General features: G+C 75.5%; 11 protein-coding genes and 2 tRNA genes. 12 read left to right on the plus strand and 1 reads right to left on the minus strand.

Annotation, left to right across the window (positions count from 1 at the left end; genetic code table 11):
• Window positions 1-279: 279 nt before the first annotated feature.
• Window positions 280-2,892 (minus strand): FHA domain-containing protein, encoded by a 2,613-nt coding sequence (locus AB0H83_RS07840; RefSeq protein ID WP_360088609.1) that lies wholly within the window; start codon window positions 2,890-2,892, stop codon window positions 280-282.
• Between the two features lie 117 nt (window positions 2,893-3,009).
• Here AB0H83_RS07840 and AB0H83_RS07845 point away from each other — a divergent pair, with 117 nt between their 5' ends.
• The 12 genes from AB0H83_RS07845 to AB0H83_RS07900 all read left to right on the plus strand — a co-directional run bounded on the left by AB0H83_RS07845 (window position 3,010) and on the right by AB0H83_RS07900 (window position 14,427).
• Window positions 3,010-4,191, plus strand: a complete 1,182-nt coding sequence (locus AB0H83_RS07845; protein WP_360088612.1) for a S8/S53 family peptidase — start codon at window positions 3,010-3,012, stop codon at window positions 4,189-4,191.
• A gap of 128 nt (window positions 4,192-4,319) precedes the next feature.
• Window positions 4,320-4,883 carry a sigma-70 family RNA polymerase sigma factor gene (locus tag AB0H83_RS07850; RefSeq protein ID WP_360088615.1) on the plus strand — a complete coding sequence of 188 codons (564 nt, stop codon included), beginning with the start codon at window positions 4,320-4,322 and terminating at the stop codon, window positions 4,881-4,883.
• Between the two features lie 40 nt (window positions 4,884-4,923).
• Window positions 4,924-5,352 (plus strand): hypothetical protein, encoded by a 429-nt coding sequence (locus AB0H83_RS07855; RefSeq protein WP_360088618.1) that lies wholly within the window; start codon window positions 4,924-4,926, stop codon window positions 5,350-5,352.
• A 50-nt stretch (window positions 5,353-5,402) separates the two neighbouring features.
• Window positions 5,403-5,810, plus strand: a complete 408-nt coding sequence (locus tag AB0H83_RS07860; RefSeq protein ID WP_360088621.1) for a VOC family protein — start codon at window positions 5,403-5,405, stop codon at window positions 5,808-5,810.
• Window positions 5,801-5,873, plus strand: a tRNA-Ala gene (locus tag AB0H83_RS07865). The genes AB0H83_RS07860 and AB0H83_RS07865 overlap by 10 nt, the downstream gene beginning before the upstream one ends.
• A 34-nt stretch (window positions 5,874-5,907) precedes the next feature.
• Window positions 5,908-5,980: transfer RNA gene (locus AB0H83_RS07870), tRNA-Gly, on the plus strand.
• Between the two features lie 61 nt (window positions 5,981-6,041).
• A complete protein-coding gene (locus AB0H83_RS07875) occupies window positions 6,042-7,340 on the plus strand; it encodes an SDR family NAD(P)-dependent oxidoreductase (RefSeq protein WP_360088623.1) in 1,299 nt (432 codons plus the stop codon).
• Window positions 7,334-8,467, plus strand: coding sequence for a gala protein (locus AB0H83_RS07880; protein WP_360088626.1), 1,134 nt, complete (start codon window positions 7,334-7,336; stop codon window positions 8,465-8,467). The genes AB0H83_RS07875 and AB0H83_RS07880 overlap by 7 nt, the downstream gene beginning before the upstream one ends.
• 65 nt (window positions 8,468-8,532) lie before the next feature.
• Window positions 8,533-10,098, plus strand: coding sequence for an ankyrin repeat domain-containing protein (locus AB0H83_RS07885; protein ID WP_360088777.1), 1,566 nt, complete (start codon window positions 8,533-8,535; stop codon window positions 10,096-10,098).
• Complete coding sequence (locus tag AB0H83_RS07890; RefSeq protein WP_360088629.1) at window positions 10,095-11,564, plus strand: hypothetical protein; 1,470 nt, start codon at window positions 10,095-10,097, stop codon at window positions 11,562-11,564. The genes AB0H83_RS07885 and AB0H83_RS07890 overlap by 4 nt, the downstream gene beginning before the upstream one ends.
• Before the next feature lie 320 nt (window positions 11,565-11,884).
• The gene (locus AB0H83_RS07895; protein WP_360088632.1) at window positions 11,885-13,177 is read left to right on the plus strand and encodes an ankyrin repeat domain-containing protein; all 1,293 of its coding nucleotides are present in this window, start codon (window positions 11,885-11,887) and stop codon (window positions 13,175-13,177) included.
• Between the two features lie 62 nt (window positions 13,178-13,239).
• On the plus strand, window positions 13,240-14,427 hold the full coding sequence (locus AB0H83_RS07900; protein WP_360088635.1) for an AAA family ATPase: 1,188 nt from the start codon (window positions 13,240-13,242) through the stop codon (window positions 14,425-14,427).
• Window positions 14,428-14,431: the final 4 nt, after the last annotated feature.

Raw genomic sequence — 14,431 nt, forward strand, 5'->3', positions numbered from 1 at the left:
AGCCGCGCCGCGGGACGCCACCCCGAACAAACCCGGTCCGGACGGGACCAGTCCGAAGAACCCAGCCCGGGCGGGACCGGCCCGCCGCCCCGACCCGCCGCCCCGGCCCGCCGCCCCGACCCGAACACCCCAAGCGAGCCACGCCACTGCGAACACCGCAGGCGGCCACGCCACCCGAACAACCCACCCGAACAACCCACCCGAACAGCCAGCCGGGCGGCGTCGGGGCTGAGAGTCCGGCCGAGGGGGCCGGCCGGGAAGTCCCGTGCGTGCGGGGTGTTACTGGCGGCCCGGCTCCAGGCGGCGCAGGGCCAGGCGGGCGAGGCCGATCAGGACGGCGATCTGCAGCACCAGGATGAGCACGGAGCGCCACCAGGCGCCGGTGGTGTGCTCCCAGAGGGTGTCCTTGAACGGGATCATCGCCTGCAGGTCGACGGTGGAGGCGCCGGCGGCCAGCCCCCAGCGGGTCGGGAAGAGCCAGGCGATCTGCTGCAGGACCTTCTGGCCCTCCAGCTCGAACAGGCCGCCGGACAGGACGAGCTGGGCCATCACGACCACGACGAGGACGGGGGTGGTCTGCTCGGTGGTCTTGGCCAGGGCGCTGACGAGCAGGCCGAAGGCCATCGAGGCAAGGGCGACCAGGGCCACCGGGATGCTGATCTCGATCAGCCAGTGCTCCTGGAAGATCAGGGGGTTCTTCGGCGGGTTCTTGCCCAGCAGGGCCAGCCAGGTGAACAGGGCCGTCTGCGCCAGGATGATGATCGAGAAGACGAAGACCTTCGAGGCCAGGTAGGCGCCGGCGGACAGGCCGACGGCGCGCTCGCGCTTGTAGATGGTGGCCTCGTTGACGATCTCGCGGATCGCGGCGGCGGTGCCGAGGAACGCGGCGCCGACGGCGAGCACGACGAGCAGCCGCTGGGCCTCCAGGCTGTACTTCGTCAGTCCCGGCGCCAGGCCGTTCTCGCCGGGGACGGTGCGGGTGAGCAGGGCGAGGGCGAGCGGCAGGCCGACGGTGAACAGGGCCAGCCCCCGGTCGGCGCCGATGACCCAGAACATGCGCAGGCACAGGGTGAGGAACTGCCGGATCGGCGCCGCCGGGTGCAGCGCCCGGCTGCGCAGCGACGCCCCGCCCAGCTTGACCCGCGCCCGCCCGACGGCACGCGCCGGCCTGCCGCCGCCGTCGCCCTCGGGGCCGGGTGCCGCTGCGCCTGCCGGGGCCGCTGCGCCGGCGGAGGCCGGTGTGGCCGCCGCGGCCGGACGCGCCGGCATCGACTGCTCGGCGGTGTCGGACTCCGGCACCGCCGCACCGCCCGCCGGCAGCACCGTGGTCGCCGGAGCCGCGGGGGCGGGGGCGGCCGGGTCGCGCGGCATCGGGACCGTGACCCGCTCCACCGCGGCCGGCTTCGGCAGCGGCGCCTCGGCGATCTGCGCCGTCACATACCGCGTGTACAGCTCCGAGCTGCGGTACGCCCGGTGCCAGTGCTCCGCGTTGGTGGTCACCTCGCGGAACACCTCGGCGTAGTCCTCGGCGCCGAAGAAGGACAGCAGCTCGCCGGGCGGGCCGAAGTAGCCCATCCGCCCGCCGACGGTGAGGACGAGGACCCGGTCGCACAGGTCGAGGTGCATCACGTTGTGGGTCACGACGGCCACGGTGCGGCCCTTGTCGGCGAGCTCGCGCAGCTCCTCCATGACCTCCTTGTCCAGGGCGGGGTCCAGCCCGGAGGTCGGCTCGTCGAGGAACAGCAGCGACGGCTCGGTGAGCAGCTCCAGGGCGACCGAGACCCGCTTGCGCTGGCCGCCGGACAGCTTGTCGATGCGCATCTTGGCGCGCTCGGTGAGGTTGAGCGTGCGCAGCACCTCGGCGACGCGGACCCGGCGCTCCGTGCGCGGCACGTCGTCGGCGAAGCGCAGCGCGGCGGCGAAGCGCAGTGCCCGGCGCACGGTGAGCTGGCGGTGCAGCACGTCGTCCTGCGGGACCATGCCGATGCGGTAGCGCAGCTCGGCATAGTCGGCGTAGAGGTCGCGGCCGTCGTAACGCACCGTGCCCTGGCTGGCGGGGCGCAGCCCGGCGACGGCCTTGACGAGGGTCGACTTGCCGCAGCCGGAGGGCCCGATGACGGCCAGCAGGCTGCCCTCGGTCAGGGCGAAGCTGACGTCGTCGAGCAGGATCGCGTCGTTGATCCGCACGGTGAGGTCGTCGGCGATGAGGGAGGACGGGCCGGCGTCCTCGAACTGGTGCAGCCGCATCCCGTCGAAGATGAACTCGTGCCGGCCGATCGAGATCATGTCGCCGGGCTGCAGGGCCTGGCGGGTGACCTGCTGGCCGTTGTGGAACGTGCCGTTGCGGCTGCCGAGGTCGACCACCTCGTAGCCGGTCGGGCTGCGGCGCAGCTCGGCGTGGTGGCCGGAGATGCGCAGGTCGGTGAGCACGATGTCGTTGTCGGGGGCGCGGCCGATCCGGATCAGCGCGCCCGCGGTGTACAGCGCGGCCTCCCTCGGTGCCGGCGGCGGCGCGGCCGGGGGCGCCGGCTGCCGCGGCACCTCCTCGGTGATCGTGACGACCTTGAACCGGACGGCGGGGCCGTCGGCGGCGCCGAGGTGCACCGCTCCCCCGTCGACGGCGGCGACGAACGCGGCCTTCTCCCCGTCGACATACGTGCCGTTGCGGCTGCCGAGGTCGCGCAGGAACCACCCGTCGTCGTTCCAGATCACCTCGGCGTGCCGCCGGGAGATCAACGTCCCCTCGACCACCAGGTCGTTGGCGGCGTCGCGGCCGATGGTCACGGTGTCGTCGGGCCGCACCAGCGACCGCACCTCGCCGGCCGCGCCGGCGACGGTCACTTCGAGCACGGTGATCTCACGGGTCACGGTCTGCTGGTCGATGCTCGCCACGGGCATCATCATGCCGCCCGCGTACGACAGAAAACAGCGGGGGACGACCTCGGCAAGGTTTTTGTATCAGGAAGCCGACGGCCCGCCTCTTCTTTGCAGACCACGTGAGGAGGAGCCATGGCACCAGCGGACGCCCGTGCGGAGCAGTGGCGGTCGCGACGCGCCCGCCGGCTCGCCGGGCTGAGGTGGGTGCGTCGCGAGGACCGCGCCGACGGCACGCCGGTGCGCTTCGCCGCCGACGAGCTGCTGGTGCTCGACGACCACTTCGCCACCGCCTGTCAGGCGTTCGCGGAGCAGGGCTTCACCGCCCGGGACATCGTGGAGGAGGGGGATGTCCCGGACGGGTTCCGGCGGGTGCGGCTGCCCGGCCTGGACGTCGCGCGCGCCGCGAGGCGGGTGCGCGTCCAGGCCGAGGCGGCCGGTGAGACCAGGGTGGCCGCCGGGCCGAATCACGTGTTCGTGTCGACGCCGTTCGAGCACGCGGGGCCCTACGGGCCGCCGCGGCCGGCGGCGCCGGGGCGGCTCACGGTCCGTGACCGTGAGGTGCCGGAGGTCGAGGTGCTCGTGCTGGACACCGGGGTATGGCTGGACAGCCCGCTGCCCAAGGACCGGTATGTCGCCGACGACTTCGGATCGGGCCTGGACGCCGGCGTCGACGAGGAGGGGATCCGCGGCGGCGACGTCGGGCACGCCAACTTCGTCGCCGGGGTGCTGCTGGCCAGGTCGGAGCGGGTGCGGCCAAGGGTGATGAGGATCGTCGACACGTTCGGGGTCTGCCGTGAGAGCGACCTGGTCGCCGGTCTCGGGCAGGCGTACGACCATCAGATCATCAACCTGTCGCTGGGCGGTTACACGCTCGACGACCGGCCGCCACCGCTGCTGACCACGGCACTGGCCCGGCTGCTGGGCAGCGGCGACCGGGTGGTGGTCGCCGCGGCCGGCAACGACGGTCAGCACGACCGGCCGTTCTGGCCGGCCGCGTACGCCGGCACCAACGTGCCGTGGCGGCGGCGCATCATCGCCGTCGCGGCACACGACGGCTGGCGGATCAGCGACTGGAGCAACACCGGCACGTGGATCACACTCGCGGCGCCGGGCGCCGAGGTCACCAGCACGTTCGTGCACCACGACGGGTTCGAGGACGGCTGGGCGACGTGGAGCGGCACGTCGTTCGCGGCGCCGTTCGTCGCCGCGGCGATCGCCGACGCGCTGCCCGGGGCCGGTTCGGCCCGGCTGGCGGCGGAGGCGGTCATCGCCGGGGCGTCCCGGCGGTACGGCCGCTACGCGGGGCTGGCGTGATCATCATGCGCCCGCGCCGGCCCGGCACCCAGCAGCGCAGCCACACCAGGGGGAGGAGGGTGACGGGGTGCGGCACGCAGGTCGCCGCATCCCGTCACCCGGGGGCAGCGGTGATAGCCTTCGAGACCATGGCTGAGCCTGAAAACGCCGCGGTCCTGAGGGCGGCCGCCGCCGGCGACCAGAAGGCTTGGGAGTCCATCGTGGACAGATACGCCAACCTTGTCTGGTCGGTCGCACGCAGCTTCCAGCTCGGCCAGTCCGACGCCTCCGACGTGAGCCAGGCGACCTGGCTGCGGCTGGTCGAGCACATCGCCGACGTCCGCGACCCGGACAAGCTCGGCTCGTGGCTCGCCACCACCGCCCGGCGGGAGGCCCTGGCCCTGCTGCGCCGTGGCGGGCGCGACGTGCCGGCGGGCGCGGCCACCGACTTCGTCGGCATCCTCGGCGGGGTCCTGGCCGACGACGACGAGGAGCTCGACGCCGGTGTCCTGCGCGACGAGCGCGACGCGGCGCTGTGGCACGAGTTCCGCGCACTGTCGGGCCCCTGCCAGCAGCTGCTGCGGGTGCTCATCGCCGATCCCCCGCCGAGCTACGCCGAGGTGTCGGCGGCGCTCGACGTGCCGGTCGGCAGCATCGGACCGACCCGGCAGCGCTGCCTCGGCACGCTGCGACGCAGATTGGGTTCGACATGACGTTCTGGGCTGGGCCGACCCGATGATCGGGGAGGAAGAGGTGCTGAGGGCATTGCGCGACATCGCGGGCCGGCGCGACCCGGTGCCGGAGGCCGTCCTGTCCGCCGCGCGGGCCAGCATCGCCTGGCGCGATCCGGACGCGGCCCTGGCCGAGCTCACCGCCGACTCCGCCGCACAGCGGCTCGTCGCGGTCCGCGGCGGCGGCTCGCCCCGGCTGTTGTCGTTCTTCGGCGGCTCGCTGACGATCGACGTGCAGGCCACCATGCGCGAGGGCGCGGTCGAGGTGGTCGGTGAGGTGTCCCCGCCGGTGCCGGCCAGGGTGGTGCTGGAGTCCCCCGGCGGCAGCCACGAGACCGACGTCGACGACGAGGGCCGGTTCCGGTTCCAGGGGGTCGCGGCGGGGTCGGTCCGGCTGCGGTGCGAGCCCGTCGACGGCACCGCCGTGCACACCGAATGGGTCCTGCTGTAGCAGGTGCAATTCGCCACGAGACGGACACTCCCGGCGGTACCCTGCAAGGCATGCCGATCGATCACGTGCAGATCGTGTCCATCCCGGTGAGCGACCAGGACCGGGCACGCGACTTCTACGTCAACGCACTGGAGTGGGAGCTGGTCAGCGACAACGACACCGGCGACCGCCGGTGGGTCGAGGTGGCGCCCAAGCACGGCCAGACCGCGTTCACGCTCGTCACCTGGTTCGAGACGATGCCGGCGGGCTCGCTGCGCGGCATCGTGCTGGACACCGACGACATCGAGAAGACCTACGAGGAGCTCTCCGAGCGCGGCATCGTCTTCGACGGGCCGATCGAGGAAGGGCCGTTCTCGCGGGTCACGAGCTTCTCCGACCCCGACGGCAACACCTTCGTGCTGCACCAGCTCTACCAACCTCGCACGAGGGTACTAAGCTACCCGCCGGCAGGGTCGTAGCGCAGAGGTCGTCGCGCCGGCACAGCACGCTGGAGGACGTCGGTTCGATTCCGACCGGCTCTGCCCTCATGCACCGTGCGGCTATGCTGCACCGCGGTGGGCCGTAGCGCAGAGGTCGACGCACCGCTTTGCCAGAGCGGAGGACGCCGGTTCGATTCCGGCCGGTCCACCGACGAACGCCGCCGCACGGTCCACGGACGCGGGCTTGCGCGCAGGGGCTAGGCTCTGCCGGTGCATCGTCTGGACCCCTCCGACGTCGCGGCCTGCCTGCGTGTGCTCGCCGCGCTCAACGGCGCGGACGACGACGACCCGTCGGCGCAGCAGGTGCGCGAGGCGGTCGTCAGCGTGTACAAGAGCCGCAAGAAGCTGCAGAAGACGGCCAGACGCACCGCGGCCGGCGCGCACGACCTGCGGCTGCTGACCGGCGCCGGCAAGGACGGACCGCCGCAGGACGAACCGGCGCAGGACGCCAGGCTGCTGCGGGCCCGGCGCTGCTACGTGTGCAAGAAGCACTACCGCACCGTCAACCGCGCGTATCCGCTCATGTGCCAGCCGTGCTCGACCGGCAACACGGCCCGCCGCACCGCCCGCTGCGACCTGCGCGGCCGGCGCGCGCTCGTCACCGGCGGCCGGATCAAGATCGGCTACCAGACCGCACTGAAGCTGCTGCGCGACGGCGCCGACGTCATCGTCACGACCCGCTTCCCGCACGACGCCGCCCGCCGCTTCGCCGCCGAGGCCGACTTCACCGACTGGCAGGACCGGCTGCGGGTGCACGGCGTGGACTTCCTGGACCTGCCCGCGGTCGTCGGCCTCGTCGACGCGGTCACCGAGCGCTGGGGCCACCTCGACATCCTCGTCAACAACGCGGCGCAGACGATCTCCCGGCCGTACGAGTACCACCGCGCCCTGCGCGCCGCCGAGCAGCACGCCCTGCCGGCGCCGGTGCCGGTGGTCCCCGCCACCCAGGTGCCGGCCCTGCGCTCCACAGTGGACTACTTCCCGCTCGGCATGGTCGACGAGACCGGCGAGCCGCTCGACCTGCGCCCCGTCAACAGCTGGGTGCTGCACCTGCACGAGGTCACCCCTCGGGAGTGGATGGAGGTGCAGGTCGTCAACGCGTTCGTGCCGTTCCTGCTCACCGCCCGGCTGCGCCCGCTGATGCTCGCCTCGCCGCACCCCGACCGGTACGTGGTGAACGTGTCGGCCATGGAAGGCAGCTTCAGCCGGCGCAACAAGACGAGCCGGCACCCGCACACGAACATGGCCAAGGCCGGCCTGAACATGCTGACCCGGACCATCGCCGAGGACTACGCCCGCGACGGCATCCACGTCACCAGCGTCGACACCGGCTGGGTCACCGACGAGCGGCCGCAGGGCACGAAGGAGGCCTTCCACGAGGCCGGCTTCCGGGTGCCCCTCGACGTGGTCGACGGCGCCGCCAGGGTGTACGACCCGATCGTGCGCGGCGTGCACGGCGACCGGATCTCCGGCGTCTTCCTGAAGGACTACCAGGTGGTGCAGTGGTAGACGACAACCTCGACAGCCCCGGGATCGCGTGCCCGGTCCTGGCGGTGCCGGCCGTCGCGCAGGCCGACCTCGCCGACCTGGCGCCGCTGCTGCGGCGGCTCACCGACCCCGAGCCGGTGCGCGGCACCGAACGGTTCCCGCTCGGCACGCTGCAGCCCGACGGCCGGGTCGACCTGTGCAAGCAGGGACTCGGGCCGGCCGGCGTCACCCAGGTCCTGGACCGGGTCGTCGGCTCCCCGCACGCGGTGCACCTGCTGCTGGGCACCAACGGCCTCGGCGCCACCGGCACCGCCGCGCTCGCGTCCGGGCTGCCGCACGGGCACCGGGTCGAGACGCTGTACCTCGGCTGCAACGCCATCGACGCGGCCGGCGCGGCACCGCTGTTCGAGCGGCTCACCGCCGACGACCGGGTGCGGGCGCTGTGGCTGAAACGCAACCCGCTCGGCGACGAGGGCGTGGCCGCGCTCGCCGCGACGCTGCGGCGCAACACCACCATCGACACCGTCGACCTGGTCAACACCGGGCTGACGGCCGCCGGGCTGGAGACGCTCGTCGACGCGCTCGCCGCCCGGCCCGCCCCGGTGACCCGGGTGTTCCTCGGCGGCAACGGCCTCGGCCCGTCCGCGGGCCCGCTGCTGGCCCGGCTGGTGCGCGAGGCCGGGGTGCGCGGGCTGTTCCTCGCCGCGAACCGGCTCGGCGACGATGGCGTCGCCCCCGTCGTCGACGCGCTGCACGCGCCCGGCAGCACCCTCGGGCTCGGCGGCAACGGCCTGTCGCCCGCGACCGTCGCCGCCGTCGCCGGCCAGCTGCACCTGCTGGACAGCCTCGACCTGAGCCGGCCGCAGTCGCTGCGGGTGCTCGGCGCCGCCGACAACGTGGTCGGCGACGACGGCGCCGCGCTGCTCGCCGCGGCCCTGCCAGGCACCCGCCTGCGCCGGCTCGACCTGCGCCACACCGGCGTCGGCGGCCGCGGCGCGAAGGCGCTGCTCGCGGCGCTGCCCTCCACCGACCTGACCCGTCTCGCGCTCGGCCCGGACGTGCCGCGCCGGGTGAAACGGGCCATCAGCGCGCTGCTCCCGCCGGCCGACGCCGGACCCGGCAGCGAGATCGTGAGCGTGTACCGGTGACGACACTGACCCGCGCCGGCGCCGGCAACTGGGGCCGGATCCGGCGCTGGGCGACGCCGCCGTCGATGATCCGGGCCGCGACGCTGGCCCGCCTCGCCGGCGACTGGCAGGCCGCCTGCGCCGCCGCGAACGTCGACGTGGACGCCGCCGCCGTGGCCCGCGGCGACTTCGCGCCGTTCGAGGACGACCTTGCGCACTTCGCCCCCGACCTGCTGCGCTGGCACCTGCCCCGCAAACCGGGCCGCGGCGACACCCACCTCGACCCGCGGCAGGTCTTCCACCTCGCCGGTACACCCGGCGGGCCGGCGCTGTACGTCGGCGGGACCCGCCTCGGGTTCGGCTCGCAGCGGCTGCGCCTGTTCGTCACCGCCGAGCCGATCGACCCGGACGCGTGGGAGGACTGGGAGTGGGACGAGGGGCCCCGCCCGTTCCACGCCCTGCACGACTACCGCGACCGGCGGCACCTGTGGGATGCCCGCGCGTCCGGCACGCTGCTGGCCGGCTGCGGCTGGACCCACCTGCCGTTCTTCGACCCGGCCGGCAACCCGCTGCCGGAGCGGGCGTGGGGGCGCACCGAGCGGATCCTGACCCTGCACGACGCCGGGCGGCACCGCGAGGCGTGGCAGGCGGCCGGCGCCGACGTCGCCGACCCGCCGCAGCCGCCCAACCACTGGGGCGAGCGGATCCTGCAGCAGCACTGGCGCGGGTTCCTCGGCGAGCACGCCGCCGTCGTGGACGCCGCCCGCAAGCAGGCCGCCGGCGCCGGCCCGGGCGACGCGCAGGTCGGGGTGCCGTTCGGCTGGAGCCACATCGTGCGGCTCACCGGCTTCGACGGCCCGCAGCTGACCGGTGAGTGGGTGGCGACCGGCTACCGCGACCGCAACGCCGACTGGCACCTCGACCCGGCGCCCTACCAGCGGCCGATCGACGGCGAGCTCGTCCGCGCCGGCGTGCTGCCCGTCGGCGCGCTGCACCCGCTCGTCCACGCCGCGTTCTTCCCCGAGGCCGAGCCGCTCCTGCCGCGGGTCACGCCACCGCCGGCGCCCGAGGCCCGGCTGCGCTGCCGCGGCGGCGCGTGGCACCACGTGCGGATGACCGGCGGGCGGTTCGAGGTCCCGCACGACGACGACGAACGTCGCCGCGAAGAGGCTCTCGTCGCACTCGGCGGTCAGGTGTACGGGTGCCTCGCCGCCGAACGCGCCTGGCGCGAACCCGGCGCGACGCTCCCCCGCGCCCTGCACGAGCTGCGCCGCGACCTCATGCTCCGGGCCCAGCACGGCGACCTGCCCGGCGTGCTGGAGCTGCTCGACGCCGGCGTCGACCCGCACGCCCGCGACCCGCACGGCCGCACCCTGCTGCACCACCTCAACGGCCTGACCGGCGGACCGGACGACCTGGCGCTGCTGCACCGGCTCCTCGCCGCCGGCCTGGACCTGGAGGCCCGGGACCGGCGCGGCATGACCCCGCTGCAGACCGCCGTGTACGACTCCGGCTCCGTCCTCGTCATCCGCGCGCTGCTGGACGCCGGCGCCGACCCGGACACCGTCGACGACAACGGCGTGTCCTTCGCCGACACCCTGGAGCGCTTCGGCCGGCCGGAGCTGGCGTTCCTGCGGCCGCCCGGCGAGTGAACGCGGGCACCCGGACGACCAGGCAGCTGCGCGCGTGGCGGCGGCTGCGGCGCTGCTCGGTGCCCCGCTGGATGATCGGGCGGGCCACCGATCGCCGGCTCGCCGGGGACTGGCGCGGCGCCTGCGACGCGGCCGGCGTCGACGTCGCCCTCGACCCGGCCCTGATCCGGCGGCAGCACGGCGCCGAGGTCGCCGCGGCCGTCGAGGACGACCTGCGCCACCTCGCCCCGGACCTGCTGCGCTGGCACCTGCTGCGGCCCGAGCCCGACCCGGTGCTGGTGCCGGGTGCGGTGCCGCTGGCCGTACACGGGCGGCTGGCGCTGCAGGTGCGGGCCCGGCACCCCGGTACGCCCAGCCGGCGCCTGGAGCTGGTGTTCGCCGAGCTCGACGCCGCCGGGCCGCTGGGTGCGGTGCACGGCCTGGAGCGGGCCCGGGAGCGGTGGGACAGCCGGCACGCCGGTGCGCTGCTGGACCGCTGCGGCGGGTACGACGGGCACCTGCCGGGCCTCACCGCGACCGGCGACCCCCTGCCCGAGCCGGCGTGGGCCGGCCTGGAACGGGTGCTCGCCGCCCAGGACGCCGGTGACTGGGCGGCGGCGTGGAGCCTGGCCGGCTTCGACGTCGGGCCGCTGCGGGAGCTGATCGGGCGGGGGTCGTGGATCGGGCCGTACCTGCGCGCCGCCCGCCTCGACCTCGCCCGGGTGCGGACCGCCGTCACCGCCCGCCGCGACCGGATCCGGGTCCGGCTCGGCGCCACCATCGGCACCTGGCTGACCGTCGACGCGGACCTGCGGGTCTTCCACGGCAGCGGCCAGCCGCCGGCGCCCGAGCTGCCGGTGGTCCTCGCCGAACGGCCGGTGGACTTCGACCTCGTCCGCCACGGGCTGCTGCCGCTGGAGCACCTGCACCCGCTGGTCGGCGACGCCCTTTTCCCAGGCCTCGCCGGGCTCTTCGACGGCCCGCCGGACCCGGTCCCTGACCTGCCGCCGGTACGGGTGCGCTGCCAGGGCGAGTGGCACATCCTCGGCGACGGCCACCACACGGTCGAGGAGGTCCGCCGGGAGCTGGCCCTGCGCGCGCTCGGCGGGGCACCGCTGCGCGGGTGCTTCGCGGCCCTGGCCGGGTGGCGCGGCCCCGAGGGGTGGACCCCGAAGGCGTTGCGGCTGCGCCGCCGCGACGTCGTGGAGCACGCCGTCAACGGAGACGGCCCGGCGCTCGCCGCGTGGCTGGACGCCGGCCTGGACCCGCACCTGCGCGACCACCTCGGCCGCACGCTGCTGCACCTGCTCGCGTGGCTGCCGGAGCCGGAGCCGGTGGTGGCGCGGCTGCGGCACGCCGGGCTCAACCCGCAGGCCCGCGACCGGGCCGGACTGACGCCGCTGCGGCACGCCGTCACGGCCGGCGGCACGCCCGAGGCGGTCCGGGCGCTGCTGGACCTCGGCGCCGACCCGGCCGACCTGCCATGACCACGGCCACCGAGGCGCGGCTGCCCGCTGTGGCGTCGTGAGCTCGCGGCGGCGCTGGAGCGTAGCGGAGGTGACGGCGTGAGCGGTCCGGGAGCGGAGCGGAGGGCGGCGTGAGCGGTCCGGGAGCGGAGCGGAGGGCCGCGAACCATGGGCGCAGTGCTGGCTCGCGGCGGCGCCGGAGCGTAGCGGAGGGGGCGGCGTGAGCGGTCCGGGAGCGGAGCGGAGGGCGGCGTGAGCGGTCCGGGAGCGGAGCGGAGGGCCGCGAACCATGGGCGCAGTGCTGGCTCGCGGCGGCGCCGGAGCGTAGCGGAGGTGACGGCGTGAGCTGGCGGCGTGAACTGGCGGCGGCGCGGTGGGTGCGGCGGGTCTCGGTGCCCGCGTGGATGATCACGGCGGCGGCGCGGAGGCGGCTCGCCGGTGACTGGCGTGGCGCGTGCGCGGCGGCCCTCGTGGACGTCGAGGTCGACCTGCCGGCGATCACCCGCGCCGACGGGGCCGGGACCGCCGCGCGGGTCGAGGACGACCTGCGGCACCTCGTGCCGGACCTGCTGCGCTGGCACCTGGACCCGGCCGCGCCCGGCACCGTGCTCAGCGAACCCGCGGCCGGCCGGGCGCTGTGGGTGCAGCGGCGCGGGCCCGGTCGGCTGGCGCTGCGGTACGGCCCGCCGCCGGACTTGTCGCGCTGGTCGCTGCGGTACAGCCGGGAACAGTGGGACAGCCGGCACACCGGGTCCCTCGGCGAGCGCGGCGCGGGCGCCGGGTCGCGGGTGCCGTTCCTGGACGCGGGCGGGGCCCGGCTGCCGGAGGCGCGCTGGGGCCTGACCGAGCACGTCATCGCGCTGCAGGACGCCGGGGACTGGGCCGGCGCGTGGCGGCTGGCCGGACTCGACGGTGCCGGCGCGGTCCCGGCCCGTGGCGTGTGGCGGCTGGATCTGACCGGCGGCATGGTGGGTCCCGGCACCGCCGGTCGCGCGCTGCCCGCGCCGCTGGTCGAGCGGCCCGCCGACGTCGACCTGGTGCGGCTCGGGATGCTGCCGGCGTCGGCGCTGCACCCGCTCGTCGGCGCGGCACTCTTCCCGGGGCTGCGGTCGATGCCGCCGTCGCCGGTGCCGGGCACCGGGCCGGTCCGGGTGCGCCGCGACGGGGCCTGGCAGCTCGCCGACCCGGCGGACCTCGGCTGGCACGACCCGCTGGCCGCGTTGCCGAAGGCGTTGCGGTTGCGGCGGGCGGTACTGGTACGCCTGGCGCAGCACGGTGACGCGCCCGCCCTCTCGGCGTGGCTCGCGGCCGGCGGCGACCCGTGGCTGCGTGACCCCGCACGGCGCACGCTGCTGCACCTGGCCGCGGCGCTGCCCGGCGGGCCGGACCGCGACGTCGAGGAGCTGCTGCTGGACCTGCTCGCCGCGGGGCTGGACCTGGAGGCCCGCGACGGCGCCGGACACACCCCGCTGCTGTACGCGGTCGCCAACGGCGGCACGGTCACCGCCGTGCGGACGCTCGTGACGATGGGCGCGGACGTGCGGGCCGTCACGTTCGCCGGTGCCGGCTGCCTCGAGCTGGCGCAGGCGGCCGGGAGACCGCCCGAGCCGGCGCTCCTGTCGGCCCTTCGCTGACGCCGCGCCTCCCTCGGGAATCCGGTCGGGAAATGTCGTACCCGGCGGCTACCGTGTCGCGCATGACCGCAGAACCCACGGCGCTGACCCTGCTCGCCGCGGCCGACGAGCTGCTCGCCGCGACCCGCTCCACGCGCGTGGAGCGCCGCGACAACACGCAGCTGGAGGCGCTCGCCCTCGCCGTGTCCGCCAACCTGCCGGTGCTGCTGTGGGGCGAGCCCGGCATCGGCAAGTCCTCGGCGCTGCAGCAGCTGGCGGACCGGCTCGAGGTGCCGATGGAGACGGTCATCGCCAGCATCCACGAGCCGTCCGACTTCGCCGGCCTGCCCGTCGTCGGCGACGACCCGGCGACGCAGGGCGTGCCGATGGCGCCGCCGGACTGGGCGGTCCGGCTGGCGAAACGCGGCTACGGGCTGGTGTTCTTCGACGAGCTGTCCTCGGCGCCGCCGGCGGTGCAGGCGGCGCTGCTGCGGGTGGTCCTGGAGCGGCGCGTCGGCAGCCTCGAGCTGCCGCCCGCGGTGCGGGTCGTCGCCGCGGCCAACCCGCCGGCCAGCGCCGCCGACGGCTGGCACCTGAGCCCCCCGCTGGCCAACCGGTTCGTCCACCTGCACTGGACGCACGACCCGGCGGTCGTCGCCCGCGGCCTCGCCGGCACCTGGCCGACCGCCGACATCCCCCGCGTCGACCCGAGGAAGGCGGCGTCGGCGCTGGCGCGGGCCCGGGGCACGCTGTCGGGGTTCCTCACCGCCCGGCCGGGCCTGGCGCACCACCTGCCCGCCGACGCCGAGGCCCGCGGCGGGGCGTGGCCGTCGCCGCGCACGTGGGAGATGGCGCTGCGACTGCTGACGTTCGGCATGGCCAGCGACGCGACCCGCCCCGCGCTGTCCACGGCGCTCATCGGCGCGATCGGCGACGGCGCCGGCCTGGAGCTGGTCAACTACCTCGACGAGCTCGACCTGCCCGACCCCAACCGGGTCCTGGCCAACCCCGACGCGTTCCACCTGCCGACGCGCGGCGACCGGCAGCTGGCGTTCCTGACCGCGGTCGTGTCGGCCGTGCAGAGCAACACCACCCGCGAGCGGTGGGAGGCCGGCTGGACCGTGCTCGGCAAGGCTGTCGAGGCCGGGGTCCCCGACGTGGCGGCCCGCGCCGCCGCCGACCTGGCCGCGATGCGCCAGCCGGCGTGGCCGGTGCCGGCGACGATCGACGCATTCATCGACATCCTCAGCCTGTCCGGTGCCCTGCGGTGACAGG

Source organism: Dactylosporangium sp. NPDC050688 (genome assembly GCF_040654515.1).
Lineage (GTDB): Bacteria > Actinomycetota > Actinomycetes > Mycobacteriales > Micromonosporaceae > Dactylosporangium.